We start from the raw sequence: 25,553 nt of genomic DNA on the forward strand, positions 1-25,553 counted from the left end.
CTTTTAACAATATTGGTAGATTTGCTTTAATTAGTTAAAATTTATGTCCTCACATTTTAGTTCAGTGTTGGAATAATATACTGCATTTCAAAGTCTACTAAATTCAGATAGTGATTTATTTGTGGTTCTCTAGTATCTTTAAATCCTTGTTTCAAATAAAAATTGTGAGCCGAAGCACGTGCTGACAAGCTCACTCGATAATATCCTTGCTTACGAAAATCATCAATTGCCCAGCTTAACAAACGCGATCCCAGTCCCTGTTGTTGATGTTGAGCATCAACAGCAAAGGATACTAATCGAACCGTATTAGAATCTTTTGGATAACTTGAAAATGTTGCGACTAAAATATCATTAATCGTAATACCGTAAAACTGATTGTTTTGCTCAACCATCATTTCATCTGATGTAATTAACTTTTTTAGTGGTTTTCTCAAAACAGCATTTCTTAAATCAATATTTTGTTTATAAAGTTGTTTGTTATTTGCTTTAAATTTTTGAAAAATAGGTTCTTTAGTTATCAAATCATATTTCTGCATCACGTTTTGTTTTTTCATGTTTTTGTCCTTTGTCTAAATTATACAATAGTGACTCTAAGATTTAAGGATAACATCAGTAAAGTATATATACCAAAAATTACAGTGCACAATAGGAAAATCTTCCTACTATTTTACTTTCTTTATAAAGTAAAATACTACTGTCATGAATATACCAAAACCAATTGATATTAGAGCAGTTTTCCCGTCAAAAGCATTGTTAGGTATATTTGGCATGAAAACAACGGATAAAACGTAATATACAATTGTTATAATAATGCCTGTTCCCCAAGGGATTTTATTTTTTATTTCAAATTTATTTGTGATTTCATCATAATTATGTCGTTTTATATAGTATAAAAAAGGTAGAGGTAATACCATATTGGCAATAAAACCAAACAAAACAATATATAAAGCGTTATTATTATTTATTAATAATAGAGATATAAAAGCAAAGATAATTATATTAAATAAAAATGAAACAACTCCATAAATACTTAATGTTTTTCCTATTTTTATAGAACCTTCTTCACTTAAAATAGCTTTTGAAGGTATTCCTAAGAATCTATTTATTAAAAAATTATCATTTTTCATTAATTTGTAAGCCTTTCTTTAGTGTACTGGTCTAGCATAAGTTACTCCACCCAAAACGGCGCCTCCTAATGCTGACATCCCTATACCGACAGGATTACCAGTCCAAGATCCAGCGATTGCCCCTTTTACAGCTCCTCCAGCAATCGCTCCCCAGATTGATCCAGATCCATTAATATTTTCTAGTTCTTCATCCGTAACAATAGCAAAGGTGCTTTTTGTCTTTCTAGTTTGAAAAATATACTCTATTTTTTTATTCCTCGTAACTCATTATATATACTTACAATCAAGGCTATTACTAATAAGCATTCCAATATTTTACTAAAAATATATTGCCCATAAAAAATACTGAATACAGAAATAATTAATAGAGGGAATTGCCATAATAGTGACTGTATCCTTACATTTTTTCTTTTCTGTATCGAAATGATTGTAGCAATTAATCCTAATATAAATACTACTAGTATAAAAACATTCATAGGGATAGAGAAATAAAAAATCATAAATAATAATATATAATAGAAAACTTCTTTATACTTTGAAAAATTTTTTTTAATAAATAATTTTATTGTTGCTTACTCCGCTTTCAGACTTATTTTATACTATTAAATCATAATTCATTACTAAAATAAACTATTAGAATTATGGATAACAATTACTTTTAAATGCACAAGTCTATTGTCCAGCTACAAACCCTTATTAACCTCTAAAATAATTTTAGAAGATTTTTTTAGATGGACAACAGGGTATACTTTATTGAACTTAGTTAACTCATTATTTATAAAATTAAGCAATATCTTGTTTTCTATTCTTAGATATAATAAGCGAAATAGATATAAAGATAATAGCGTAAATTATCATTATTAAAATAGATTTTGAAGGTATCTCATTATTACTTATATATCCAACAGCTAACTCTCTAAAATGATAGGTAGGAGTTAATTTAGATAACATTTGCAACCATTCAGGAAATTGACTAGTAGGAAACCATAATCCACCTAACATCGCTAAAGCTAAAAATAATATATCGGAAAATACAGATGCTGTTTTTTCATCTTTAAAATTTGTTAAAATAGTTCCTAAACTAAGAAACACAATGGCTCCAAATAATAGTAATAATCCGGACATAAGCCATTGAATAAAGGTTAAGTGAATTCCTCTAACTAAAAAACCGACTAAAAATACTAAAATAATTGAAATAATGAAAAAAATAATCATTTTAATTACTTTAACAATAAATACATCTATATCAGTTACTGGTAATCTATATAACAAATTTCTCCATCCATTCTTCTTATCTTCTATAATTTCAAATGGAAAAGTGAATATTGAAAAGCTAGTTAAACTAAAAGTCGTCATAGACATTAGATATTCTTTCATAAATGTATCTTGTGCTTCAGGATTTGGTAATTTTATCATTGCCGTAAATACTAAGAAAAAAAATACGGGCATGCCTATGCTCATAATAAGATATTTTTTATTACGCCCCATTCTTAAAAATTCTATTTTTGCTAAATTAGTCATTTTGTGTCTCCTCAATATGAGTACCCTCAAATATAGTATCCAGTAATGATGTATTGGTAAGCTCAACTTCTTTAATAGGGAATCCTATGCTTAATAACGCTTTAATAATATAATCTGTTTTTTCTGCTACAAAATAAAATTCCACAGTAGATTTTGAAAAAATTTCTTTGATCTGATTACTTATAATTATATGTTGTAATGGTTGTTCAAATTGCTTATATAAATTAATATCTAAAACAATAATTTTTTCGTGATTCAGCATTCTTAGACGGTATGGTGTTTCATCTGCCATTAAATTACCGTTATCTAATAAAAGTACTCTATCCGCACAATAATTTACTTCTTCAATATAATGGGTTGTAAATAATACAGTAGTGCCTTTTTCTTTAAGTTGTTGGATACATTCCCAAAAATGGTGTCTGGTCGATGTATCCATACTTGAGGTAGGCTCATCAACAATTAAAAATTGTGGTTTGTTAATTACAGCTAAACAAAAATCTAGTAATCTCTGTTGCCCTCCAGATAATTTAGAAGCAAACTTATTCATTTGTTCGTTTGAAAAATTAAGAATAAGTGCAACTTCTTCCTCAGAAAGAGGAGTATCAGTATAACTAGATACAAACTTAATTAACTCGTTTACCTTTATATCATCAGGAAAATTGGTATTTTGAGGTAAAAAACCAACATTTTTTTTCTCGCAGTATATCTTTACATTTCCATCATTTTGAAAATATTTTCCTATGATTATATTCAATAATGTACTTTTTCCTGCACCGTTTTTTCCAAGTAGAGCAATACATTCATTTTTTTTAATAGAAAAAGTAATATTGCTTAAAACTGTTTTCTGATTAAATTCTTTTTTTATATCTTGAATCTCAACAATTTTTTTTGTCAAAATTGTATCCTCCTATTTTTATTACTATCTTTTGCTTTCATTCTATCAAGCTTTCTCTTTAATTTTCATTTTTTTACTTTTTTCATCTTTTAATTTTGTGTTAATTTTATAAGCGTCTTTGTGATTCATAAAGTGAAAATAGGAAAATACAGATATAAATACAATAAACCACAATAAACTTACCATACTCAAAGATGAATTTTCTCCTACTATCCACCATAAAATAATTAATAAATAACTTATTGTTGCATGTAATAATACTTTTACTAAATATAGCGTTTTTATTTTATTATGATAAATAAGTGGAACAATTATACCTTGGAAAACACCTAAAACAAGAGAACTAATTACTACATTGATTCCAAAGTAAGAAATTGAATTTAAAACAATAATGAAACTAGCAATACCAATGCCTATGAAACAAGAATGTATGTATTTTTTCAATTATTTTCCTCCTCTAATTTTGAATATATCTCCTCCAAATAAGTTCTAGAAATTGGAATTTTAAATCCCATTACTCTTGCGACCATCCCATGAATAAGATCTGCTTCTACAGAATCTAAAAAATTATAATTTATAATGTATGTTCTAGATATTTGGATGAAATCATCACTTAACAACTCTTTAATTTTATACAGCGTCAAGCGAACTCTAAAGTTTTTAATTGTGTTGTTTTCTTTAGCATATACTTCAAGATAATTTCTATTGGATCCAATATATATAATATTGCCGAGTTTGACCTTATATGCACCAGACGTAGATTTTAAATAAATACTGTTATCTAACATATTCATAATTTCTTCATAAATACTTTCTGAATATGTCCTAACCAATATTTCAGTTTCTGTATAACTAGGATCAATTTTTTTATGGAACTTCAATTATTTTGTCCTTTCATTCTTTAGCTTATTCTAACAAAACTCATTAATTAATCAATACTTTTGGGATAAAATGATGTTTTTTAGGGATGATAGTAAGTATATGTAAAAATAAGTATCCCTGGGAAAATTGAACAAAAGCCCACAACTATTAAGTTTTGACTAGCAAAAAAGACTTACCATATGTTTTTCTTGGCAAGTCTTTTTGTTCATGCTCGTTGGTCTGCTTGACGACAGAAGCAGTCCGCTTGCAAAGCGGAATTGGTATATCTATAAAAGATGTTGTTGCCTTGCAATTCTGAATTATCAGACAATTAAGATAAAGGTAATATAAAAGTAACCGCAACGCAACGGTAATGTTAATTTAAATTGATAATAAGTATATAATAGTAGTTATAGAAAGGAGTAAACATTGAAAGAAAATAATTGGTATACATTTTCAGAGGGTAGTAAAAAACTAGGAAAAAGCCATTCGTATTTGTATAAAAGTATGAAAGATAGACCTGAACTATTTAAAAGTACAATGATTCAAAAACAGGGGCGAATTTGGTTAATTTCAGATGAAGGCTTGAATCATATTAAAAAGAATACAAAAAAAGAGGGCGACCGCCTAAGAATCCTACCTCTTAAAGCGGTCTACAAAACAAAGCATATTCTTTGTTTTTACCCAACAAACCATTATATCAAAATAGAAATTAATTAATAGTCTTAACACGCATGCCACCTTAGAAAGTCATTTCTATAAAGTCATAGAAATGTTAAGACTATTTTTGCATTTTGGATAGGGGGGAATGAAGAAATATGAATAAATTTCTTTCAATACTCCATTTAATTTTTATCCGACCTATTGAGATTTTAGTAGGAATAAGTGGATTGATAATTAGGTTTGTTCTAATATCACCATTATTTCTTATTCAAAATTTAATTACAGGGGCAATAATTATATGGATTTACGGACAAGTTGTAGCGCTTGTAACAGCACATCAATTTTTACCTGCAAGTTATTTTGATATTTCAAAATATCCAAGTTATGTACAAGAAGTATTGCAGACAAAAATGTCTTTCTCAGGAATGTGGAATTGGTACATTATGCCACTAGCAATTGTACTTCTTATCGAGGTGGTTATCAGCTTTTTAGTATGGTTTATACCAAAAGAGCTACGTTCAGGAGGAGAATAATTTATGGCAGAAGAAGATGAAACAGTAAGGGTAATTTTAGGAGCTGGGAAAAGCAGTATTAAGCACGCTTATAGCTTATTGAAAAAGCATTACGACAGCAAAGGTAAAGTTCCTAACTTCACGGATAGCGAGTTATTAAATGAAAGTTTATCCAACAGTAATGTTGCTATCAAAGCCTTACACAGAGAATACAAAAAGAATGGCGTTGATTTTCTATCACGTGTATTACCAGACGGCAAGACAGAGTTACTATTTCATGCTAAAGACAGAAATATGATTTTAGCTACAACTGAAAAAGTAATGCGTGATATGCAAGCCAATCCTCAAAAATATCTCAAAAAAGAAAAAGCTATCCAACCAGAAAAAGGCAAAAAAGAACTTTCGTTAAAAGATGAAATTAAAATTGCAAAACAAGAACAACAAGAAATGCTCAAAAACGTTGCTGATAAGGCAGTCAACAAAACAGTAGGGAAAGGGAAGAGTATCTAGTGAAAGATTTATCAAAGGTAGTTAAAGCTAAAATCATAATCTTTTCAGTCTTAGGCTTAATACTTGGTTGTTTACTTAATCGCTTTGCTTATTTTCTTTTAAATGAGAAAGCAGAGGGCATACAAAAAATATTTAATAGTTTAGCAAACACAATGGATTCCTATTCTAATCAATGGATATTCTTTAGTTTTAAAGGCTACCCTTTATTGGCATTCCTTTTAGGTCTGGTCTTAGCTTTACTATTCTTTATGTTAAGTACAAGTAATGGGAAATACAGACAAGGTAAAGAGTATGGTTCAGCTCGTTGGGCAACGAGTAAAGAATTGAAGAAATTTGCGGACAGCAAAAACGAAGATAACAATCTTATTTTTTCAGAAGATGTAAAAATGAGTTTGACAACAAAGAATATGGATTTTGATTATCAAAGAAATAAGAACGTTCTTGTCTGTGCAGGCAGTGGTGCTGGTAAAACAGAGATGTATGTGAAACCCAATATATCACAACTACATTCCTCTTATGTACTAACAGACCCTAAAGGAAAAGTGTTCCATGAAACTGGAAAGATGATGTCTGAAAATGGCTATCAAGTAAAGATATTTGATGTTAATACATTCAAAAATTGCAATAAGTTTAATCCCTTTAAATATATTCATGATGAAATCACTCTAAAGCGAGTTATTCAATGTATTATAGACGCTACAAATGGCGAAAACAGCCGAAAAGGCGAGCCTTTTTGGGATAAGTCAGAAGAACTGCTACTTGGTTCAATCTTTTCATTTCTTTACTACAAATATAAAGGCGACCCTAAAAAAGGAATTACAGGTACAGGAGATTTACCTAAGCTATATGAAGTATCGGATTTAATTAGATTATTGAATAGGGAAAACGAAGAAGTACCGTCTGTTTTAGAAAGAATGTTTGAAAAATTTGAAGACCGTTTCGGTTCTGAAAATTATGCAGTTACTCAATTCAATAGTTTTAAAAATTATCGTGGGGATACAAGAAGTAGTGTTGTAGCGATTGCTACTGCTAGATTTTCAATGTTCGACTTACAAGATATAAGAGACATATTAGATGATGATGAACTAGAAATTGATACTTGGGTTACTAAAAAAACTATCGTCTATCTACCGATTCCAGATATGGATACCACCTTTAATTTCTTAACCACCATGATATTTGTCTTAGCGTTTAGAACACTTGAACATCAAATAGATAATGAATTTCACGGAAATCCACCTAATCATATTCGTTTCTTATTAGATGAATTTGCAAACTTAGGAAAGATACCAAACATCAAAGAAGCATTAGCTGTTTTCCGTTCACGTGAAATGAGTATTAACGTTATCGTACAAAATATTAATCAATTAACTTCTATGTATAAAGAAGATTGGAAAAGTTTTGTCGGAAACTGCGATACAATCATGTACCTTTCAGGGGGAACAGAACCAGAAACAGAAAAATTCTTCTCTGAACGTGCTGGTAAAGAAACAATCAACATGAAAAAGAACTCTGAAAATAGAGGGTCTAATGGTTCATATTCAATTAGTCATGAGGTATTAGGAAGAGATTTAATAACCAAAGACGAAGTAAATAGATTGCCTAGAAGTGAATGTTTAGTCTCTATCTCTTCAATGCCAATGTACAAAGGGAAAAAATTTCCTTTCAAAGGGCATAAACGTTCTTCTGAATGGAGTAGTAGTCCGTCAGACGATAACTGGTATGAATTTCAACCAGAATTTAAGGTTGATGAATTAGAAAAAGCATTTGACTATTGGAATAGCAAGAAACCAGTAGAAACATTAACGAATACAACGGAGGAATAAATTATGAAAACAGAATTATCAAACTTAGCATTTAAAGCAATGACACACCCTCTTTTAGCACAGGTAAATGGATTAGACACTATTAAAAATCTCTTAACTTGGTTTTTCGGTGCTGGTTCAGTGGGATTGATTATTGTAGGAGTAATTCAAATTGCCGAAAGTATGGCAGAAAGCAACGGAGGACAACGGACAAGAGGAATTATGCTTATTCTTGGTGGTTTGCTTTTAGCTGGGGCCGCTGGATTGGTCAACTTACTTACAAATCCTCCTGGCGTTTAATTTAAGGATATTAACCAAGCAAATAGAAATAAGGAGGTTCATTCTATGGATTTATTCAAAGTGCTTGGAGGACATGCAGACAAATTAAATGAGAATGGCTGGAGCTATGTAACACAAGTCATGCAGAACTCAACAACTAAAGTTGGAATTTATCTTCTTATCTTCTTTTTGATTTTTGAGATAGCCAAAATCTTTGAAACCGCAAATAAGAACAATGAGGGTACTGTTGTTCCTATAACGATGTTTCAAGCTTCTGTCAATGCCCTACTTGCAGGGGCGCTTGTAGCTGGTTCAGTGTTTATTTTACCTTTTATTAATGACATTGTAGTTGGTGGGATTAATTTAATTAAAGATACTGGTTCGTATAATATTTTTGCACCAGCTTCACTTCAAGGTGTTTCTTGGCAGGACGGTGTTGGAAAAGTTATATCTTGGTTAATAACTTACTTAGTAGGGGCAGGGGCTTCTATAATTATTGTAGTAGTAGTTTCACTAAGAACGTTCCAACTATACGTGTATACCATACTCGCACCTATTGCATTTTCTTCATTTGCTTCTAGTGAATATCGCTCAATTGGAGTAGGCTTTGCCAAGCAATACTGTGCTAAGGCACTACAAGGATTTGTCATTCTCATAATTTTAGGATTAAGTAATTCATTTTCAGCACCAGACCCAAAAGGGTCAATTGCTGGGGGATTCGTTTCTTTAATTCAACCTATTATCGTTGCTGTCTTAATTTTGCAGTCTGAAAAATATGCAAAAGCTGTCGTTGGATTAGGAGGTTAGTATGTATATCAAGGTATATAAAGACGGTTCAAAAATTAAAAGCAAGGTAGCTGGTTTAACGTTCCGTCAATTCATTTTCTTATTAAGTATAGCTGGTGTTACTGGCTTAATCATGATAAATAATTTTTTCCTACACATTAGTAGTCTTTTCTTTGAGTTTCCACTAATGTTGCTTCTATTTATTAGTTTTTTCGTTTCTTTAGTAAAAATAAACGGACTAACTGGCGACCGTTGGTTCAAACTGAAATGGAATTATTTAAAGAAACCTATAAAAAGAACATATCAAACAGAGAGGATAGTGCAATATGAACGTAAAGAGTTTATTCAATCAAAAAAAGTCAAAGAAACAGACACCTTTATCGAAGACTGAAAAGCTACGATTAAACCGATTGAAAAAGAATGCGCAAAAAGCAAAAAGTAGTTCCAGTCAAAACACACTAAGATACACCTCTCTTTTTGAAAATGGACTGATGAATATTGTTGATGACAATTATTCAATGACCTATGAACTAGGTTCTACAAATTATGCGACCGCACCAAACGAAGAAAAAACAAATATCATTCAAAAATACAACACAATGATAAATACGTTATCTGATAACGAGCATTTCCAATTAACATTACTGGTTTCTAAAGTAAACGAAAAAACGTATCAAGAAAAAAATGAATTTCCTTTACAGGGCGATTCATACGACTATTTAAGAGAAGAATTAAATGAGTTGATTAACCTTAACTATCAAAAAGGGCTAAACAACTATCAGATTGATAGATACATTACTATTTCTACCAATGCAGAGGACAAGAAAAAGGCATTAGGCAAGCTAGAAAACACAAGAAACTTGATGTCAAGCACACTAGCTTCTATCGAAGTTCCTATTAAGCCATTAGATGGGCTTGAACGTCTTTCTGTAATGAATAAAATGCTTAATTATGATAAGCCTTTATATGGCAATTTCAATGATATAAGGCGTTCTATACTTACTACTAAGGATTTAATTGCTCCTAGTTCCCTTAAATTTAGTAAAACAGGGGTAGAAATAGACGACCGCTTCAATCAAATTCTTTTCTTAAAGGATTTTCCAATGGAATTATCCGATAATCTATTTAAAGACTTAGCAGAATGCGGACAAGAGTTAGTCATTACGATTCAAGCACAACCTTACTCTATTATTGAAACAAATAAACGTTTGCGAGCGCAGGCGACAAGCGTTGAAAGTGAGATAATCAAGCAACAAAAAATTGCTGTTAAAGAGGGCTATTCTCCAGATTTTATTGGACGGACTTCAAAAGAAGCGCAGGGCGATTTAGACGAAGTAATCAACTTTGTACGTGAAACAGGCGATAAGCAATTTTCTTCAATCTTTTTAGTCTATCTTACAGGAAAAACAATAGAACAAAGAGACGAAAACATAAGGATTATAAAAGCGATTGGTGAAAAATATGGGGCTATCTTCTCTTCTTTAGGCTATCTACAAGAAGAAGCCTTAAATTCTATCTTGCCTATTGGAATGAACTTCACAGATTGTGAGAAGACATTCCAACGTGATTTAATTACACCTAACTTATCTATCAATTCCCCTTTCACAACAGTTGATATTAACCATAAAAAAGGTAAATTCTATGGAATAAACTTATTTTCTAATAATATCATTGCGATAAACCGTAGAGACCCGAGCATGGATAATTCAAACGGTATTATTACAGGGCTTTCTGGCTCTGGTAAGTCAATGACTGCAAAATATGAAATCATTACAACGCTCTTGAAAGATCCGCAAGACGAAGTAATTATTCTATCTCCTGACAATGAATATGATGAACTAGCTAACCTTTTAGACGGTCAATTGATTAAAATAGCGCCAAAAACAAATCATCATATCAATATCTTAGATTTACCAGATGAAAATTTACTGGATTCTGATGATGAACCAGTCGGCTTAAAATCGAGTTTTCTTGTCAGTCTGTTTTCTTCTCTTTTTGAAAACATCACAGAAATTCAAGAATCCATTATTGATGAGATAACGATTGCAACCTATAAAGAGTACAGTAATCCTACACTTCACAATTGGTTTGATGTCCTACAAACCATTGATAATGACGAAGCAAGAGATTTAACCTACAAGCTAAAACTCTATATCACAGGCTCTATGGATATATTTGCTCACGAAACGAACGTTGACTTTAATTCACGTTTAATTGTTTATAATATCAGTCAACTTAAAAATAAATTTAAACCGTTTGGATTTATGGCGATAGAAGAAAAGATCTGGCAACGTGTAGTAGAAAATAAAGCTAAAGGAGTTACCACATGGGTTTATTTTGATGAAATTCAAGTTTTGCTCTCTGGTGCTTCTAGTGAATCCTCACGAGAAAAATTTAAAGATGTTTGGGCGAGAATACGGAAATACGGAGGAAATCCAACAGGTATTACACAATCCATTGAAACCGTCCTAGCTACGGAAGAAGGACGTGCAATGTTTTTCAACTCTGAATTTTTAGTGCTACTCAAACAGAAAAAATTTGCCATTGAAATCATCAAACAACACTACAATATCACGGAACAACAAGAACAATATTTAAGAACACCAGCAAAAGGAAGTGGACTAATCATAGCAGGCAATACCATTGTTCCTTTTGAAAACACTATCCCTAAAACAACGGAACTGTATAAAATCATGCAGACAGATTAGCGAGGTCTTAGTATGAATGACAAGCAATCTAAAGAAAAATTTAGGTTTAAAAATAATGATAACCTAAAAAAAGCCCTTCATGATACAGACAATAATAAATTCTTTAAAAAGAAATACGTACTAAAAAAGAAACCTAGTATTCCAGCCGATTTTAAACGGTTTAAAAGTACCAAGAACCTTAAAAAGATTAAGCCAGTTAAAGCAATTGACAGAAAAAGCAAACAGCTTAAACCACGAAAACCTTTTTATAAAACTGGAAAATTAGTTAAAAAAACAAAACCTATCATTAATTCTTTTAATGATATTGAACCAGATAACAGCAGTAGTGAGGAAGAAGAATCCACTAGCTACTTAGTTAAAACATTAAAAAAACCAGCTAAAAAAGTAGGTTTTCTTACAAAACAAGGACTGGAAAAAAGATTAGCGCAAAAACATGGTTTTAAGACAGAAAAAGGGTTAAAAAAATACTTTAGACCAGCACAGAAAAAGAATGCCACGTTTGCAGGCAAACAAGCCACCAGCATTAATGCAAAGACAGCTAGCCAAGCAAAGATACTGTTAGAAAAAGCTATCGCCAATAGTATTGCTGTTACAAAATCTATCATAACAGCAGTAATCGCCTTTGTTAGTACCTTGTCTATTCCTCTTATTGCTATTATTGGGGCAATAGTGGTAGTTATCATGATTATTTCTTTATTTATCGGAGTGAAAAACGACCAATGTTCACACCCTAGTTATAGTGACAGCACTACAACCGAGGACTTAAAGAAAGTTCCTAAAAGCGTTGAAGACTTTGTTAAAAGCCATAAAGAAGCCTACATTCTCTCATGGAAAGCAGGCGGTTTCCTACCGTCCGCAAGTATAGCTCAATCAATGGTTGAAAATGGTTTTAACTTTACTAACCCTAGCGGAACTTCCCTATGGAAAGCCCACAATATGGGGGGCGTTAAGACCTCTAAAAAAGAAGATTTTCCAGTTACGCTTGCGACTTATGGGAACGATGCAGTCGATATAACAGGAACGAAAGCAGGAACGAGCGTAGGAGATAACACAGGCGGAGCATACACTTACTTTAAGGATTACAACGCAGGCATAGTTGGCAAATCCGAGTTTATGGCACATCAAAGCCTTTATAAAGGAGCAATTAATAACCCAGACGGAAAAGCAACTTTAATGGCAATCGCTAATGGTGGTTGGGCAACCGACCCTAATTATCTTGTTTCTTTAATTGGAGCATATAACTCACTAGGTCAAAAATTTAAATGGATTGATAAAGAAGCCATTGAAAAATACGGAGAAGCACCGTATAAAGCTAACAGTCCAATACCAAAATTACCAACTGATAAAATTCCAAACAAAAATGAATCTAAAAATACCGCAGGTGTTGATGTTGATGAGGACGGTTGCGTTGTAAACCCTAATCCTAGCGGAGAAGTTACTGGAAAAAATGGCGCACCTACTCAAACCTTACCGCCAGAATATATTGGTAAATTGACACTTCCAATGCCAGACGATAAAAACTATGCTGGTAATTCTTATCCGTTCGGACAATGTACGTGGGGCGCTTATAATCGCCTTGCACAAATTGGAATGCCGATTGAATGGTTTAGCGGAGATAGTGGAAATGGCGGTAATTGGGGCGAAAATGCTAAAGCAAAGGGCTACAAAGTAGAAAAAGGCAAGCCACATATTGGTTGGGGCGCAAGTTTCCATGGTGGTTTAGCAGGTTCTGACCCAACCGCAGGGCATATTGCCGTTGTTGAGTATGTCAACCCTGACGGTTCTATCCTAGTAAGTGAAACAAACGTGGTAAAAGCAGGAAGCGGATTAAGAAGTTGGCGTGTTATCAGTAAAGAAACAGTCGCACAAGTGAACTTCATTCAAGGGAGAAAGTAAATTATGGAAAAGAAAATATTTATTATGAAAATAATATCTGGTGCTTGTATATTCTGTTTCGTTGGTATGTTGGTGTTTTATATAACATTAGTAAATTCTACAAATAAAATAATTGGAGATAAAGACCAAAAAATAGTTACTCTCACAAAGGAAAATAAAGCACTAGATAGCAAGTATAACGAGTTATACAAACAGAAAAATGACAATGCTAACGAGCAACTGTTAAAAGCGACAAATGTCGTATTTTCAAGTCTGTTTGACTATGATACAAAAAAAGACAGCATTAAAGACAGACGAGAAAAAGCAAGCAAATTTACCACAGAGGAAGCCTTAGAAGCGATTTTACCCAAAGAAGCTACAACATATAACGCTTCTGTCAAGTCTGTTTCAAAAATCAAAGGCAAGCCACAAGTCTATTTTGAACCGTCCAGCGATAAAAAACAAAAGGTGTTAGTGATTATTGATAATGAAATAGTGATTGATAATAACTATCCAACCGAAGCAAAATGGCAATATGAAGCCACTTTCGATACTGACAAGAATGTTTTTGTTGAATTAAAAATGTTAGGGGAGTTACAACAACTTGATAAAAAAGATAATTAAAATTCTATTGGTTTTATGTATCGCTGGCATAGTTGGAATTGGATTTAATTTTTATCAAACAGAGCATAGTAAAGCAGTTATCACAACGATAAAAGAAGATAAAATCAACTTCTTTTATCGTGATGATTGCAAAGATTGTAAAAAAATATTTAAACAAGTCTATCTGCACAACTTAATTAATCATGATGTACAGTTTATCAATCTTAATCAAGAAAAAAATCGCAAATATATTGATGAATACAATATCCATACCGTACCAACTTTCATTCATGAAAACGAAGCCTATGCAGGTACTCAAAAAGAGAAGATAAAGGAGATTTTAAAATGAATAATCAAACCTTACAAGAAAAGAAACAAGGACTAATTAAGCAACAAGAAGCCTTACTCAAAAAAAAAGATAAAATCAATCAAGAACTTAAAGAACTAAAAAAGAAGATTGAAGATAGCGAGAAAGATTATCTAATTGATAAGTTGAAACAATCTAACGTTAGTGTAGAAGAAGCAATCGAGCTTCTAGGTTTAAATAGTAGGGGCGATAATCATGATGAATAAAAGCGATAAACCTTTTAAATACGTTTTTTCGGAAACAAGCATTGAATCCTTTAAAAAGAAACCAGAAGACAATCTAACCTTTTCGGCTCTTGTCAACCTTGTTCAAACTGTAAACTATCAAATAAAATACTTGAATAATGAAAGTGTCGTAATCTCAAAGTACACAAAAGACGGAAAACTAATTCATACTGAAAAAATTGAGTTGCCAGTATCAGAACATACCGATTTTGAAGCTTTATTAGTTAAGTTTGAACAAACCAAGCCACCAAAACCAACTAAAGAGAATGAGGTTATTTCAGAGGGTATCAATAAAAAATCTAAAAAGGACAAACCTAAATTTCAACAATTGTCTATTCAATCCGTTACTATGATAGGTTTTACCGTCTTAACAGTGTGTGTCTTAGGAACAGGCTTTACAATCAATCATTCCATTAACCAAGCGAATAAGCAACAAACCAAACTCTCACAAGAATTGCTACTCTCACAATTAGAAACGAGTGAAAAGTACGATAAAGTCGCACAAAAGATGAAAGAGTTTGATTATCCTAAAAAAGATATTGTTAATATGTATCTTGAAAATGGACAATTTGTGAATGCACTAAAAGCCGATAAAAAAGCTATCACAAACGTTTTAGATAAAATCGATACAATGAACAACAAAGAGCAACAAAAAGCCTTAAACGAGCTTAAAAAGGCAAATATTACCTCTAAAAAAGAAAGCATTAGCTTAGACTTGCGATTAGCTTTGCTTAACAAAGATATTGATTTTCTCAAAAAGAATATCAAGTCCGTTGATAGTCAAGCCTTGTCAGATAGAATTGTGAAGCTATTCATAGACGAAAAAGAATATGCTTCGGCAAATGAACAACTCAAATTCTTTGCAAACAAAGCACTAGACAAACAAGCAAAGCAAGCCGAACATGACGATAAAAAGCAAGCGCTCACAAACAGAGTGAATGAGTTGAAAAAAGCCATATCAGATACTCAAAAACAACTGGACGGAAAGAACACACAACTTTCAGACTTGCATAAACAGCTTGATGACTTGAACAAAAATGACAAATCACCAGACAAAGGCAAACACGTTGATGATAAAAATAAAGAGATTGACAATGCCAACAAAGACAAGAACAAAATCTCTGACATTCTGAAAGACCAACAAGCCAAAGAAAAAGAAGCGCAAAAAGCAGTAGATGATTTTAAATAAAAGGAGATGTTAAAATGGCACAAGAAGATATTCAAAGTCTGTTAGCGCAAAAAGATACAACGAAGCTCTCTAGCTTTTTAAAAGAACAAATTAGCGACTATAAAAATTCAGAAATGTTTAAAAAATATCTTGATTTTGTCGCAAAGTGTCCGAAATATTCTAGTAGAAATATCCGAATGCTCCAAAAACAAAAACCAAATATCGGACATGTTGGTACATTTACAAAGTGGAAAGAACAAGGCTACCACATAAAAAAAGGCGAACATGGCTATAAAATCCTCATGCCAAACTTTAGAAATAAATACGAAAATGGCAAACCAGTTCTTGACGAAAAAGGGAAAAAAGTTCAAGAACTTAAAGGATTTAGTATAGGAACAGTCTTTGAAGATAAGCAACTAGTCGAGTATGAAAATCTACCAAAACAAGTGGAATATCTCAATCAAGACCCTAACAATACAAAAGATTTATTTATGGCTTTATCAGAAGTCAGCGAAGTAAAAATCGGATTAAAACCCTTAGAAGTTGACGGATTTTATTCCCCACAAGATAAATGTATTTTTATCAATGCAAATCTACATGGTGCAGACTTAATTCATACACTTATTCACGAAGTCACTCACTCAAAATTACACACAAAATCAGAAGCAATTTTCGGAGATAAACAATATACTTTACAAGAATTAGAAGCAGAATCTACCGCTTATATTGTCGCAAATAACTATGATATTGATACCTCAAAATATACAATAGGTTATCTCAATTCATGGGGATTGGATAAAATTTCTAACGAAGAATTACAAGGAGTTATGGAAAATATCCAAAAAACTGCAAGAGGATTAATTGAAAAAATTGACCTTGAATTAGAGAAAAGAAAAAATATTGAACCTACAAAATCAAAACTACAAACTGAAATTCAAGAAGCTAAAAAAGAACAAAAAGAATTGCTAAAAAAGCACGAAGAAACACAAAAAAAGAAACCTAAAAAAGAAAGTAAATTAGACAGTTTTAAAAATAAATTCAAAGGAAAAGGAGAATGAAAAAATGAATGAACAAGAAATAATGACAGAAGTAGAAGACTATGGACGACAAATATTTGAAGCCATTTCTTATGCAAATGAATTTCCAGTTGTTAAAGAAAAGTTATTAATTATGTTTGATAAATTAATTGAAGAACTATCCGAACTAATTGACGAAGACGAATTAAACGACTACAAAAAAGCAAAAAAAGTCGTTGAAAAAATTCCAGAAAATGAAGTCGAAGAATTGTGTTTTACGGTTGAAAGTTTGTACGGAGATGTTGAAAATTATCCTAGCTATTTCTAAAAAATGGGGATTGGGGCAACGCCCCAAAAATAAAAAGAATCGTCTGAAACGAGGAACAAACTAAAATGTAAATTTTAGGTGTGACCGAGTGGAAGATGATTACTTTTTACTGCATGTGTGTACACACATGCGAAGTTCACCACAATACTTTATAATCGAATTACTATTCTTAAATTTGTGGAGGTTTTAATATGGATAAAAAAGCAAACAGACAACGGAACATTCAAAAAAAGTTTTTTGTTTCTGAACTAGAAAATAAAATTATTGAGAAAAATATGAGGGAAGCAAACCTACAAAATTTTTCTACTTACGCACGAAAATCTTGCTTAGATAAAAAAATTTACACGGTGGATTTTTCTTCTCTTAAAGAAATTATGTCTACCATTGCGCAGGCAAATTTAGAAGTCAATCGGATTGGAAATAATCTCAATCAAATTGCCAAACACTTAAATGAATCCGAACAAAATCAAACAAGAGAATTACTCAATGAGTATCAAAATGAAATTCAAAGTTTAGATAAAAAATTAAAAAGCATGCTAAAAAAAATAGCGGAGGGATAATGCCATGACCGTAATTTATATGCCTAGAGATACAAGTGGAGTAATTCATAGTAAAGGGCAACTCTCACGAGCGCTGAATTATATTGTCAATCCAGAAAAAACAAATAATGGAGAATTAGTATCAGGGCAAAATATAAACGTTCCAAACAATGCCTATGATGAAATGTTACTGACAAGGGAATTAGCAATATTATCTGGGAAGTCAGAAATTAAGAACGAGCGTTTTGGTTATCACTTTGTACAATCTTTTTCGCCAGAAGATCATTTAACACCAGAACAAGTGCATGAGATTGGATTAAAAACCATGAAAGCCTATTTAGGCGAATCCGCAGAATTTGTTATCGCCACACATACCGACAAAGAACACTTACACAACCATATTATTTTGAATGCCACGAATCCAAAAACACTCAAAAAATTTCATCAATCTAAAAATCAACTAGAAGAACTCAAAGAAATATCTGATGTTATTTCTAAAGAGTATGGTTGCAAAATTATTGACCGTAACTTGAAAAATTCTCACAAAAAATATCAAGTCTACCTTGCTAAAAATTCTTATCGAAAAGAAATAAAAAGCAAAATCAAATTTTTACTTTCTCATGCCAACAATTGGAACGATTTTAAAAATAAAGCAACTACTTTAGGCTTGATTGTGGATGATAAAGGAAAGTACACCACTTACCAACTGAGTGGCACTAGTCAAGAAAGAAAAGTCAGAGATAGAAGCCTAAAAAATCAAGCATTCATGAAAGAAGCCATTTCTGAACGATTGAAAGAAAATGAAGTGGTTTATACAGAATCAGAAGTCAAAGAACTGTGGGCAGAGAATCAAACCATTCAAGACAAGGAACAAGAAACAGAAATTGAAATGCTTATAGAAGATTGGCAAGTCGAAAAAGAAACAGCCGATTATTTATATGTGAATATCAACATTGGTTTAGAAAGAGAGCAACGAAAATCTGCAATCAAAATTCCAGCACGTTGCGTTGACAAATTAGAAAATGGCAATTACCAAGTTTTTCTCAAAAAACAAGACCGATTTTATTTTGTCGATAGTAAGAATCCAGAGAACAATAAAATCATGCTAGGAAAAACCGTTGCGAAAAACCTACAAAATCAAAGCGGAAGCGTACCGCTTTATTCTAACAATGCCAAAATCAAGTTAAAACAACTGTTTAACGAGTTTGATTTTCTTATTTCTAAAGGATTAGATTTTGACACTTCTTTTGAAGCTATCGGAAAAGAATTAGAACAAACCTATTACCAAACAGAAAGCATTTTAGAAAACCTAGATAAGAAAATTCTGGAGTATGTCGAAGAAAATAAAGTCTATGCACGACCAAACACACGCATATTAAAAACAATTGAAAACCTACAAAAGGAACGGACAGACTTACACAAGACCTTAAAACAAGTCGAAAAAGAAATGCTTTACTATGACAAGTCCGTTGACCGTTACGAAGATTACCAGCAAGAACACACCAAAAATAAAAGCCAACATTCCCCACGTTTGTAAATAAGTAAAATAAAGCCCTGTAAGCAACGTTTAACTATTAGCGGAAGAAATTACATTAGAAATAATTTAAAAGCTCTTAAAACGCAAAATATGGCGTTCTAGGACTATTGTAGAATCCTTTAGCGCTTTAGAAAAGAATTTTCGCTTTTCAAGCGAACTGCTTCTGTTGTCAAGCAGACCAACGAGGCCCAACTGAAAGACTTGCCAACACAAACCGTTGACAAGCCTTTCAGTTAGTGTATTTAGAAAGATAGGTGTTTGTTTGATGTTTTGTACTCAATGACACGTAAAGTTGCTTAGAAAGCAGAATAGGAGCTTTTAGGATTGGTCTATGTTGTTTTGCTGAACGGTTTTGATTTTGACCTTGATTTTAATTTTAAAAAAAAATAAAAAATAGACTTGCTAAAGCAAGTCCTTTTATATATTTATCATATATATTTTAATCTTTTGTTCTTTTGCGAAAAAAAAATTCTAGTGTTTGCAAGGGATAACAGGATTATAGTCCTACAAAAAACTGTGCATAGTCCTACAAAAAACTGTGCATAGTCCTACAAAAAACTGTGTATAGCCCTACAATTTATTTGTATTTGTAGGTGTTTTTTGTTATTATTTATTTAAATCATAAAAGGAGTGGATTATGCAAGAGATAGCCACAGGAGAAAGAAATAAACAAATACAGGAAATAAGTTCAAGGAAGGTGGCAGAGCATAACGATTTAATTAGCTCAGTTGCAAAAATGGATAAGACACCATTAAAAATCTTTGAGCTAGCTGTTTCATGTATAGATACTGATGCTCCTCCTAAAGATAATACAGTATTCTTGTCAAAAAAGGAATTATTTACTTTTTTTGATGTTTCTGATAATGATAAGCATCGTCGTTTTAAAGAAGCAGTTGAAAAAATGCAAGAACAAGCTTTTTTCAGAATAAAGGAGAAAAAGAATAAAGGGTTCAAGTTTAAACGGATAGTACCTATACCTTATGTTGAGTGGAATGATTATAATGATAAAGTTTTGATACGTTTTGACCAAGCGATTATGCCATATCTAATAGATTTAAAAAATAATTTTACGCAATATGCCATATCAGATATTATGGAACTGAATAGTAAGTACAGCATTATTTTATATAAATGGTTCTCTATGTCTTATAACCAATTTGAGCATTACCAATATAAACCTAATAGAACGAAGAAACAATTAGAAGATTACAAGAGTCCTAGGATAATAATTAGTGACTTGAGAGAATTAACCGATACTGTTGATGACTATAGTAGATTTGATAATTTTGAAAAAAGAGTCATAAAAGATGCAATTAAAGAAATAAATTCTTTTACTCATTTTAATGTTGAATATGAAAAAATAAAAAAAGGGCGTTCAATCGATTCAATACAATTTCATATAGTTAAAAAAGCAAATTGGAAAGATGAGAACTATAAACGTAATGATGTACAAGCACAATTAACTGAAGAGCAAAAACAAGCTCAAAATCAGGTTAATTATGCAGTAGCTGTTGCAAATCCATTTACCATGAAACTTATAAATTCCTCTTTGTTGTATGCAACCGATATAGCAAACCAGGACACGATTTTAGAGCTTGCTGAGAGTGTTTATCCGTTATATGATAAACTTGTAAAAGAACTTGGAGAAGATGCTTTAGAAACGCATATGGACTATGTACGAAGAAAGATGGTAGACTATTCAAATGAGAAAAAGAATATCGCCAAGTATTTAAGTATAGCAGCAAAACAATATCTTAATTCAAGGTTGAGTAAACAGCAAATGAAAGAGTAAGGAAGAAGTTAATACAAAAGAAAGAAAAAGGTCGTGCAAAGGTATGACCTTTTTCTTGACTTTATCTTATACAAGTGTTAAGATATAGGTGTGACTTAAGTAATACCTATGGAATACTAAAGTAGTCGAAAGAGGAGAATAAGGTATGCAAGTAATTAGTTTTATGGCAATTAAAGGTGGTGTAGGAAAGACTACAATGGCTTTCCAATTTGCAAAATATTTGCAAGAAAATAATAAAAGTACATTATTAATTGATTTGGATTCACAAAAAAGTTTGACTGGTACATTTGAGACAAAAGATTTTAATTTTAAAGATAAACACAATATTTCAGAAATTCTCAGCAATCCCCAAATTGGAATCATTGCTACTACGGTTGAAAAAAATATTGATGTAATTCCTTCAACTAGTAATTTAGAAGAAATCGCAGATAACTTGGCAACTAAACCTAATAAAGAATTATTGTTATTTATGTGGTTTGTAAAAAATTCAAAAGAACTAAATCAAAAATATGATTATATTATTTTAGACTTACCGCCTGCATGGAATTTATTAACCAAAAATGGTGTGGCAGTTGCGGATAAGGTAATATCACCAATGGAACCAAGTCGTTTTGGATACGAAAGTCATACCAAAGTATTACAAAGCGTTTCAACTTTAAAAAATGAAGTTGTTGATCCTGTCAGTGGTAAATCATATGTTAGCGCAAAAATCTATTTTTTAGGAAATAGAGTTAAACACAATACTAATTCATCTAAAGAATTTTTAGAAGCGTTAAAAAATATAAATGATGTAATTGGAATTGTACCTGAAAAAGAAGCTATTAATACAAGTATGCTTCTTAAAAAGGGAATATTTGATTATTTAGAAGAGACAGGGCAAACTCATACACAAAATAAATTCATTGCATCATTAAAAAAAGTATTCAACCAAATAGAAACAAAGGGGATAGAGTAAAATGGCAAACAAGTTTGAAGATATGACCTTTGATAATAATGATTATCAAGTAGTAAAAAATATTTCGGAAGATAATAACACAAATTTGGGTTGGGAGAAAAAAATCAAAACTAGTTTTTCAATAAAAAAAAGTAATTCAGAAAAACTAGATGAATTAGTAAAAAAATTTAATGCTAAATCAAGGTCAGTAATTATTGACATGCTAATTGAAAAAAGTGAACTATAAAAAGTATTACTAAAGTAATACTTTTCTCTTGCTAAGGTGTCCCTTTGGTATTTAATTGGTAAGAACATGATAGTACCCCATAGATTATTCTTTGAATTATGAAAGAGGTTTAAATAGATGATAGTTTAAAAGAGTTAGAAGAATAGTTTATTAATTTAAGTAGGTAGTAAACGAAGAGTAATAGCATTTATAATCAAGGATGATGTTAAGAAAAAGGTATTACTTTACGAATACTTTTATCTTGATAAAGTAATACTGCTTTATGGAACACAGGCAAAAAAGACTAGCAATTTTGTAACTAGTCTTGTCATAGATCAGATTTTACTTTTTATTTTATATTTAAGAAATATTTATAATCTGTTCAATGGATATAAGATAGATTTTATCTGTTGATTTTATTCTCACTTGATTATTGATAAATTCAGAAACAAAACCATAAATTTCAGTTAATTTATCTTTTGATTGATATTTAACTTTGATTTGGACTTGATTTGAAAAAGACTGATTAAGAAGATGAAGCACTAGATGATGTGGTAATGTTTGAATTACCTTATCATCTTTTTTTTCTTTTTCAAAAGTATTTTGAGCCTCCGTGAGTTCTCCTGTCGCAAATGCGCCCCATTTCATCATCCCTCTATCGTGATAAGCACGGATGACTTCATAGGGGCTATATGAACGGTCAACTGACATCTTTTTCCTCCCTCTCTTGACTTGCTGCATGACCTCCAATGAGTTTGTTCCGATAAATGACACGTGACCCCTCGGATAAACTACTTGCTTTTTGTATCGATAGAAAATCGAATGTTTCTCTAATCTCATCAATAACTTTTTGGAGTAATTCCTGTTTTTTATTAGTTTGATTTTCTTCAACACTTTCAAATAAAGAAAGTTGTTTAACAGAACTATCAGAGAGTTGATTTCCGCTTATTCCTATTTGTCTTATCGCTCCCCCCTGGTACTTTTCACGAAATAAGGAGATTGCGAGGTCTTGCAATTCTTTTGTGTTTTGCGTTGCTTCAATATTGCGAGAAACCTTAACAGAAGAGTATTCAGAAGTAGAAGCAGCACCTGCATAAAGTGAAAGATTGCTTGCTAGTTTTCCGCCCTTTCTTAATCTTATCGCTAAGTTCTCAGCCATTTCTTTAATCACAAGTTCAATTTCTCTTTGCTTATGATAGTCACGTGGCAGAATTTGAGAATTGCTGAAGCTAGTAGATTTTGGAGTATATTTTTCTCTTACGTTGCTTTCATCAATTCCGTTTGCGTGGAAAAAATGTTGAAGTCCAATTGTTCCCAAATTTTGTTTAAGGAGAAGTGGGTCAGCATTCGCAAGCTCTTTGATAGAAGTGATTCCAAGTTTGTTTAATCGTTTCTCAGTTCGCTTTCCAATTCCCCAGAAATCTGTCATCTTAGGAATTGTCCATAGTTTATTAGGGACATCTTCATAACGGATTAGGGCTCTCATATTATCATTGTGCTTGGCATAGTTATCCATTGCAAGTTTGGCAAGCAAGGGGTTGTCTCCCATCCCAACAGTCACATATAGTCCTAGTTTATCTCGAATCTCACGTTGCAAGTCTAAAGCAATTCGATTCATCTGTTCATAACGATTTTTAATCTCAGGGTAGAAGAAGTTCAATGATTCTGTGATATCCAAAAAAGATTCATCAATCGAGTAGGAGTGAATCTCATCAATTGACGTATAATTGGTCAGTATATCTGTCACTTCAATTTTATAGTCCACATAGAGTTGCATTTGTGGAGGAACAATCCACGTGCGTTTCGCCCAAGATTCAATAAAAGCGACATATTGCAAAGTTGGTTCCGTTCGCTGTCCATGAATGTCTGTATGTGTTCGATACCATTGCGGATAATTGAACTTTCGTGTTTCTATAAGAAAAGGTAAATCGCTGGCACGACTGACATTTTTCATACCAAAAACTTTTTTAAAGGTTGGACTAGAGGCAAGCGTTAACCCTTTAGAATGATCTGCTCGACTCATGACACAAAGAGAAGTGGTCAGAGGATTTAAATTTCGCTGAACGCATTCAATTGAAGCATAATTAGACTTGACATCTTGAAAGAGGATGGCACGACGTGGTTCAAGCGAGTAGTCAAAGTATTGATTTAATTTTAATTGTTCCATAGTTCCTCCTAAATCAAAAATATCAGTTTTACTGATATTATATCTTTTTTTAGAGTGAAAAACAATCGAAATAAACACCAAAACTGATAAATCGGGATATTTAAGGGAAATTCTTAGTCCTTCAACATCCTTCCTATGCTTTTGGTTTAAATTTTTTAAGGACGACTGGCTTGTCCATAAAAAGTCCATTTACTGAACTTTTTGTTGCCGTTTATAACCCTAATTTTCGAGCCGTTCTTTCTCCTTTAGTTTTAATACTCAAAAAATAGCTCACAACTGTTAAGTTATGAGCTTATAAATACTATACAATATATCGTTAACAATACATTTAAAAGAAGGTATTTATTATCATATACCAACTTAAATTTTTTGTATCTAATATTTGAATGAATATCTAATTATATGATGTTTGTCCAAATTTCACTAATATAAAAAATAAGTGATGAGTTCTTTATATAGGTATAGAAAAATATATTATTGACATATTATTATATTATAAGTATAATATATGTGAACAACGTTCATATTGGAGGAGAAATGAATAAAGCTGTAACTTCAAAAGAATTATTAGTATCTTATTGCAAGGAGATGGTTAGAGAAGACGGGATTTCGGAAATAAATATCCGTTCTTTAGCAAAGAAAAGTCAAATATCAGTTGGTGTAGTATATAATTACTTTTCATCTAAAGATGAACTTTTATCTGAGACGATTTGTAGTATTTGGTCAGAGATATTTCATTTTGAAACTGAAAGTTATACATTTGATAGTCTTACAGAATGCTTTAATTCCCTGTTTTATAGCATAGAAAAGGGAAAAGAACTCTATCCTAATTTTTTTACGGAACATACATTGGTTCAAACACAAAAAATTAATGAGGATACTATGACTTTTGACTACTGGGGACATATCAAACAAAGTTTGGTGGATACTTTGAAGAAGGATAAAAGCGTTAGAGAGGATGTTTTTAACAATATTCTTACTCCTCAATATTATATTGATTATATTTTTGTACTATTTCTGCAAGTCATTGTAGAATCTATGCCTAAAGAAGGTTTTTTAAAATTAGTAAGTAACTCTATTTACTAATTTATTTATACAACAATATGAACA

At 31.7% G+C, this 25,553-nt stretch carries 30 protein-coding genes; 21 read left to right on the forward strand and 9 right to left on the reverse strand.

From position 1 onward, the window contains the following. Positions 1 to 56 precede the first annotated feature (56 nt). The 7 genes from LDP15_RS11165 to LDP15_RS11195 all read right to left on the reverse strand — a co-directional run bounded on the left by LDP15_RS11165 (position 57) and on the right by LDP15_RS11195 (position 4,337). A complete protein-coding gene (locus LDP15_RS11165; protein WP_176490543.1) occupies positions 57 to 554 on the reverse strand; it encodes a GNAT family N-acetyltransferase in 498 nt (165 codons plus the stop codon). 108 nt (positions 555 to 662) lie between these two features. Further along, complete coding sequence (locus tag LDP15_RS11170) at positions 663 to 1,127, reverse strand: hypothetical protein (protein WP_046125146.1); 465 nt, start codon at positions 1,125 to 1,127, stop codon at positions 663 to 665. A gap of 18 nt (positions 1,128 to 1,145) precedes the next feature. Then, entirely contained in the window at positions 1,146 to 1,373 is a 228-nt protein-coding gene (locus LDP15_RS11175; RefSeq protein ID WP_081044545.1) for a Blp family class II bacteriocin, read from the reverse strand. Between the two features lie 537 nt (positions 1,374 to 1,910). Continuing rightward, a complete protein-coding gene (locus LDP15_RS11180) occupies positions 1,911 to 2,648 on the reverse strand; it encodes an ABC transporter permease (protein WP_225513583.1) in 738 nt (245 codons plus the stop codon). Then, on the reverse strand, positions 2,641 to 3,543 hold the full coding sequence (locus LDP15_RS11185; protein WP_031559159.1) for an ABC transporter ATP-binding protein: 903 nt from the start codon (positions 3,541 to 3,543) through the stop codon (positions 2,641 to 2,643). The genes LDP15_RS11180 and LDP15_RS11185 overlap by 8 nt, the downstream gene beginning before the upstream one ends. Before the next feature lie 45 nt (positions 3,544 to 3,588). Further along, entirely contained in the window at positions 3,589 to 3,987 is a 399-nt protein-coding gene (locus LDP15_RS11190) for a hypothetical protein (RefSeq protein ID WP_176490542.1), read from the reverse strand. After that, positions 3,984 to 4,337 carry a LytTR family DNA-binding domain-containing protein gene (locus LDP15_RS11195; RefSeq protein ID WP_153017358.1) on the reverse strand — a complete coding sequence of 118 codons (354 nt, stop codon included), beginning with the start codon at positions 4,335 to 4,337 and terminating at the stop codon, positions 3,984 to 3,986. Before LDP15_RS11195 ends, LDP15_RS11190 begins: the two co-directional genes overlap by 4 nt. 496 nt (positions 4,338 to 4,833) lie before the next feature. Between LDP15_RS11195 and LDP15_RS11200 the strand changes: the two genes are divergently transcribed. The 20 genes from LDP15_RS11200 to LDP15_RS11295 all read left to right on the forward strand — a co-directional run bounded on the left by LDP15_RS11200 (position 4,834) and on the right by LDP15_RS11295 (position 22,297). Then, positions 4,834 to 5,124 carry a hypothetical protein gene (locus LDP15_RS11200; RefSeq protein ID WP_225513582.1) on the forward strand — a complete coding sequence of 97 codons (291 nt, stop codon included), beginning with the start codon at positions 4,834 to 4,836 and terminating at the stop codon, positions 5,122 to 5,124. Between the two features lie 98 nt (positions 5,125 to 5,222). Next, the gene (locus tag LDP15_RS11205; protein WP_225513581.1) at positions 5,223 to 5,600 is read left to right on the forward strand and encodes a hypothetical protein; all 378 of its coding nucleotides are present in this window, start codon (positions 5,223 to 5,225) and stop codon (positions 5,598 to 5,600) included. Between the two features lie 3 nt (positions 5,601 to 5,603). Next, entirely contained in the window at positions 5,604 to 6,089 is a 486-nt protein-coding gene (locus LDP15_RS11210) for a hypothetical protein (protein ID WP_225513580.1), read from the forward strand. Continuing rightward, positions 6,089 to 7,915, forward strand: coding sequence for a VirD4-like conjugal transfer protein, CD1115 family (locus LDP15_RS11215; protein WP_225513579.1), 1,827 nt, complete (start codon positions 6,089 to 6,091; stop codon positions 7,913 to 7,915). The genes LDP15_RS11210 and LDP15_RS11215 overlap by 1 nt, the downstream gene beginning before the upstream one ends. A gap of 3 nt (positions 7,916 to 7,918) precedes the next feature. Continuing rightward, positions 7,919 to 8,194 carry a hypothetical protein gene (locus LDP15_RS11220; RefSeq protein ID WP_075070788.1) on the forward strand — a complete coding sequence of 92 codons (276 nt, stop codon included), beginning with the start codon at positions 7,919 to 7,921 and terminating at the stop codon, positions 8,192 to 8,194. 45 nt (positions 8,195 to 8,239) lie between these two features. After that, on the forward strand, positions 8,240 to 8,980 hold the full coding sequence (locus LDP15_RS11225; RefSeq protein ID WP_225513578.1) for a hypothetical protein: 741 nt from the start codon (positions 8,240 to 8,242) through the stop codon (positions 8,978 to 8,980). A gap of 1 nt (position 8,981) precedes the next feature. Continuing rightward, positions 8,982 to 9,350, forward strand: coding sequence for a PrgI family protein (locus LDP15_RS11230; protein ID WP_225513577.1), 369 nt, complete (start codon positions 8,982 to 8,984; stop codon positions 9,348 to 9,350). 19 nt (positions 9,351 to 9,369) lie between these two features. Further along, the gene (locus tag LDP15_RS11235) at positions 9,370 to 11,667 is read left to right on the forward strand and encodes a VirB4-like conjugal transfer ATPase, CD1110 family (protein WP_225513576.1); all 2,298 of its coding nucleotides are present in this window, start codon (positions 9,370 to 9,372) and stop codon (positions 11,665 to 11,667) included. Positions 11,668 to 12,348: 681 nt separating this feature from the next. After that, positions 12,349 to 13,563: a CHAP domain-containing protein gene (locus LDP15_RS11240; protein ID WP_225513584.1), complete on the forward strand. Its 1,215-nt coding sequence runs from the start codon at positions 12,349 to 12,351 to the stop codon at positions 13,561 to 13,563. A gap of 3 nt (positions 13,564 to 13,566) precedes the next feature. Continuing rightward, complete coding sequence (locus LDP15_RS11245) at positions 13,567 to 14,166, forward strand: hypothetical protein (protein ID WP_225513575.1); 600 nt, start codon at positions 13,567 to 13,569, stop codon at positions 14,164 to 14,166. Beyond that, positions 14,147 to 14,494 (forward strand): thioredoxin domain-containing protein, encoded by a 348-nt coding sequence (locus LDP15_RS11250; RefSeq protein ID WP_010783640.1) that lies wholly within the window; start codon positions 14,147 to 14,149, stop codon positions 14,492 to 14,494. The genes LDP15_RS11245 and LDP15_RS11250 overlap by 20 nt, the downstream gene beginning before the upstream one ends. Beyond that, positions 14,491 to 14,718 carry a hypothetical protein gene (locus tag LDP15_RS11255; protein ID WP_160214900.1) on the forward strand — a complete coding sequence of 76 codons (228 nt, stop codon included), beginning with the start codon at positions 14,491 to 14,493 and terminating at the stop codon, positions 14,716 to 14,718. The genes LDP15_RS11250 and LDP15_RS11255 overlap by 4 nt, the downstream gene beginning before the upstream one ends. Then, complete coding sequence (locus LDP15_RS11260; protein WP_225513574.1) at positions 14,708 to 15,925, forward strand: conjugal transfer protein; 1,218 nt, start codon at positions 14,708 to 14,710, stop codon at positions 15,923 to 15,925. The genes LDP15_RS11255 and LDP15_RS11260 overlap by 11 nt, the downstream gene beginning before the upstream one ends. A gap of 14 nt (positions 15,926 to 15,939) precedes the next feature. Further along, entirely contained in the window at positions 15,940 to 16,962 is a 1,023-nt protein-coding gene (locus LDP15_RS11265) for an ArdC-like ssDNA-binding domain-containing protein (protein WP_225513573.1), read from the forward strand. Positions 16,963 to 16,966: 4 nt separating this feature from the next. Then, entirely contained in the window at positions 16,967 to 17,248 is a 282-nt protein-coding gene (locus LDP15_RS11270) for a hypothetical protein (protein WP_014011520.1), read from the forward strand. 191 nt (positions 17,249 to 17,439) lie between these two features. Next, entirely contained in the window at positions 17,440 to 17,808 is a 369-nt protein-coding gene (gene mobC, locus LDP15_RS11275) for a plasmid mobilization relaxosome protein MobC (RefSeq protein WP_014011521.1), read from the forward strand. Positions 17,809 to 17,812: 4 nt separating this feature from the next. Then, positions 17,813 to 19,324, forward strand: a complete 1,512-nt coding sequence (locus LDP15_RS11280; RefSeq protein WP_225513572.1) for a relaxase/mobilization nuclease domain-containing protein — start codon at positions 17,813 to 17,815, stop codon at positions 19,322 to 19,324. Positions 19,325 to 19,961: 637 nt separating this feature from the next. Continuing rightward, complete coding sequence (locus LDP15_RS11285) at positions 19,962 to 21,116, forward strand: RepB family plasmid replication initiator protein (RefSeq protein WP_017865309.1); 1,155 nt, start codon at positions 19,962 to 19,964, stop codon at positions 21,114 to 21,116. 145 nt (positions 21,117 to 21,261) lie between these two features. Beyond that, the gene (locus LDP15_RS11290) at positions 21,262 to 22,071 is read left to right on the forward strand and encodes a ParA family protein (RefSeq protein WP_011669115.1); all 810 of its coding nucleotides are present in this window, start codon (positions 21,262 to 21,264) and stop codon (positions 22,069 to 22,071) included. Position 22,072: 1 nt separating this feature from the next. Beyond that, entirely contained in the window at positions 22,073 to 22,297 is a 225-nt protein-coding gene (locus LDP15_RS11295) for a hypothetical protein (RefSeq protein WP_014567964.1), read from the forward strand. Between the two features lie 339 nt (positions 22,298 to 22,636). Here LDP15_RS11295 and LDP15_RS11300 read toward each other — a convergent pair whose 3' ends face one another. Both LDP15_RS11300 and LDP15_RS11305 read right to left on the reverse strand, forming a co-directional pair. Beyond that, on the reverse strand, positions 22,637 to 22,987 hold the full coding sequence (locus tag LDP15_RS11300; RefSeq protein ID WP_373442490.1) for a hypothetical protein: 351 nt from the start codon (positions 22,985 to 22,987) through the stop codon (positions 22,637 to 22,639). Beyond that, positions 22,977 to 24,443 (reverse strand): Y-family DNA polymerase, encoded by a 1,467-nt coding sequence (locus tag LDP15_RS11305; RefSeq protein ID WP_195936443.1) that lies wholly within the window; start codon positions 24,441 to 24,443, stop codon positions 22,977 to 22,979. Before LDP15_RS11305 ends, LDP15_RS11300 begins: the two co-directional genes overlap by 11 nt. Before the next feature lie 537 nt (positions 24,444 to 24,980). On the opposite strand from LDP15_RS11305, the gene LDP15_RS11310 reads away from it, so the two are divergent. Continuing rightward, a complete protein-coding gene (locus LDP15_RS11310) occupies positions 24,981 to 25,529 on the forward strand; it encodes a TetR/AcrR family transcriptional regulator (RefSeq protein ID WP_046401314.1) in 549 nt (182 codons plus the stop codon). Positions 25,530 to 25,553 lie beyond the last annotated feature (24 nt).

It is taken from the genome of Lactococcus sp. SK2-659, from assembly GCF_020218185.2.
GTDB classification, from domain to species: Bacteria; Bacillota; Bacilli; order Lactobacillales; family Streptococcaceae; genus Lactococcus; species Lactococcus lactis.

What these genes read in the sequence shown, in the direction of transcription:
- LDP15_RS11165 (WP_176490543.1), bottom strand. Translation starts at nt 554, where the DNA reads ATGAAAAAACAAAACGTGATGCAGAAATATGATTTGATAACTAAAGAA.
- LDP15_RS11170 (WP_046125146.1), bottom strand. Translation starts at nt 1,127, where the DNA reads ATGAAAAATGATAATTTTTTAATAAATAGATTCTTAGGAATACCTTCA.
- LDP15_RS11180 (WP_225513583.1), bottom strand. Translation starts at nt 2,648, where the DNA reads ATGACTAATTTAGCAAAAATAGAATTTTTAAGAATGGGGCGTAATAAA.
- LDP15_RS11195 (WP_153017358.1), bottom strand. Translation starts at nt 4,337, where the DNA reads ATGAATATGTTAGATAACAGTATTTATTTAAAATCTACGTCTGGTGCA.
- LDP15_RS11205 (WP_225513581.1), top strand. Translation starts at nt 5,223, where the DNA reads ATGAATAAATTTCTTTCAATACTCCATTTAATTTTTATCCGACCTATT.
- LDP15_RS11210 (WP_225513580.1), top strand. Translation starts at nt 5,604, where the DNA reads ATGGCAGAAGAAGATGAAACAGTAAGGGTAATTTTAGGAGCTGGGAAA.
- LDP15_RS11220 (WP_075070788.1), top strand. Translation starts at nt 7,919, where the DNA reads ATGAAAACAGAATTATCAAACTTAGCATTTAAAGCAATGACACACCCT.
- LDP15_RS11225 (WP_225513578.1), top strand. Translation starts at nt 8,240, where the DNA reads ATGGATTTATTCAAAGTGCTTGGAGGACATGCAGACAAATTAAATGAG.
- LDP15_RS11230 (WP_225513577.1), top strand. Translation starts at nt 8,982, where the DNA reads ATGTATATCAAGGTATATAAAGACGGTTCAAAAATTAAAAGCAAGGTA.
- LDP15_RS11240 (WP_225513584.1), top strand. Translation starts at nt 12,349, where the DNA reads ATGATTATTTCTTTATTTATCGGAGTGAAAAACGACCAATGTTCACAC.
- LDP15_RS11245 (WP_225513575.1), top strand. Translation starts at nt 13,567, where the DNA reads ATGGAAAAGAAAATATTTATTATGAAAATAATATCTGGTGCTTGTATA.
- LDP15_RS11255 (WP_160214900.1), top strand. Translation starts at nt 14,491, where the DNA reads ATGAATAATCAAACCTTACAAGAAAAGAAACAAGGACTAATTAAGCAA.
- LDP15_RS11260 (WP_225513574.1), top strand. Translation starts at nt 14,708, where the DNA reads ATGATGAATAAAAGCGATAAACCTTTTAAATACGTTTTTTCGGAAACA.
- LDP15_RS11265 (WP_225513573.1), top strand. Translation starts at nt 15,940, where the DNA reads ATGGCACAAGAAGATATTCAAAGTCTGTTAGCGCAAAAAGATACAACG.
- LDP15_RS11270 (WP_014011520.1), top strand. Translation starts at nt 16,967, where the DNA reads ATGAATGAACAAGAAATAATGACAGAAGTAGAAGACTATGGACGACAA.
- mobC (WP_014011521.1), top strand. Translation starts at nt 17,440, where the DNA reads ATGGATAAAAAAGCAAACAGACAACGGAACATTCAAAAAAAGTTTTTT.
- LDP15_RS11280 (WP_225513572.1), top strand. Translation starts at nt 17,813, where the DNA reads ATGACCGTAATTTATATGCCTAGAGATACAAGTGGAGTAATTCATAGT.
- LDP15_RS11285 (WP_017865309.1), top strand. Translation starts at nt 19,962, where the DNA reads ATGCAAGAGATAGCCACAGGAGAAAGAAATAAACAAATACAGGAAATA.
- LDP15_RS11290 (WP_011669115.1), top strand. Translation starts at nt 21,262, where the DNA reads ATGCAAGTAATTAGTTTTATGGCAATTAAAGGTGGTGTAGGAAAGACT.
- LDP15_RS11295 (WP_014567964.1), top strand. Translation starts at nt 22,073, where the DNA reads ATGGCAAACAAGTTTGAAGATATGACCTTTGATAATAATGATTATCAA.
- LDP15_RS11300 (WP_373442490.1), bottom strand. Translation starts at nt 22,987, where the DNA reads ATGTCAGTTGACCGTTCATATAGCCCCTATGAAGTCATCCGTGCTTAT.
- LDP15_RS11305 (WP_195936443.1), bottom strand. Translation starts at nt 24,443, where the DNA reads ATGGAACAATTAAAATTAAATCAATACTTTGACTACTCGCTTGAACCA.
- LDP15_RS11310 (WP_046401314.1), top strand. Translation starts at nt 24,981, where the DNA reads ATGAATAAAGCTGTAACTTCAAAAGAATTATTAGTATCTTATTGCAAG.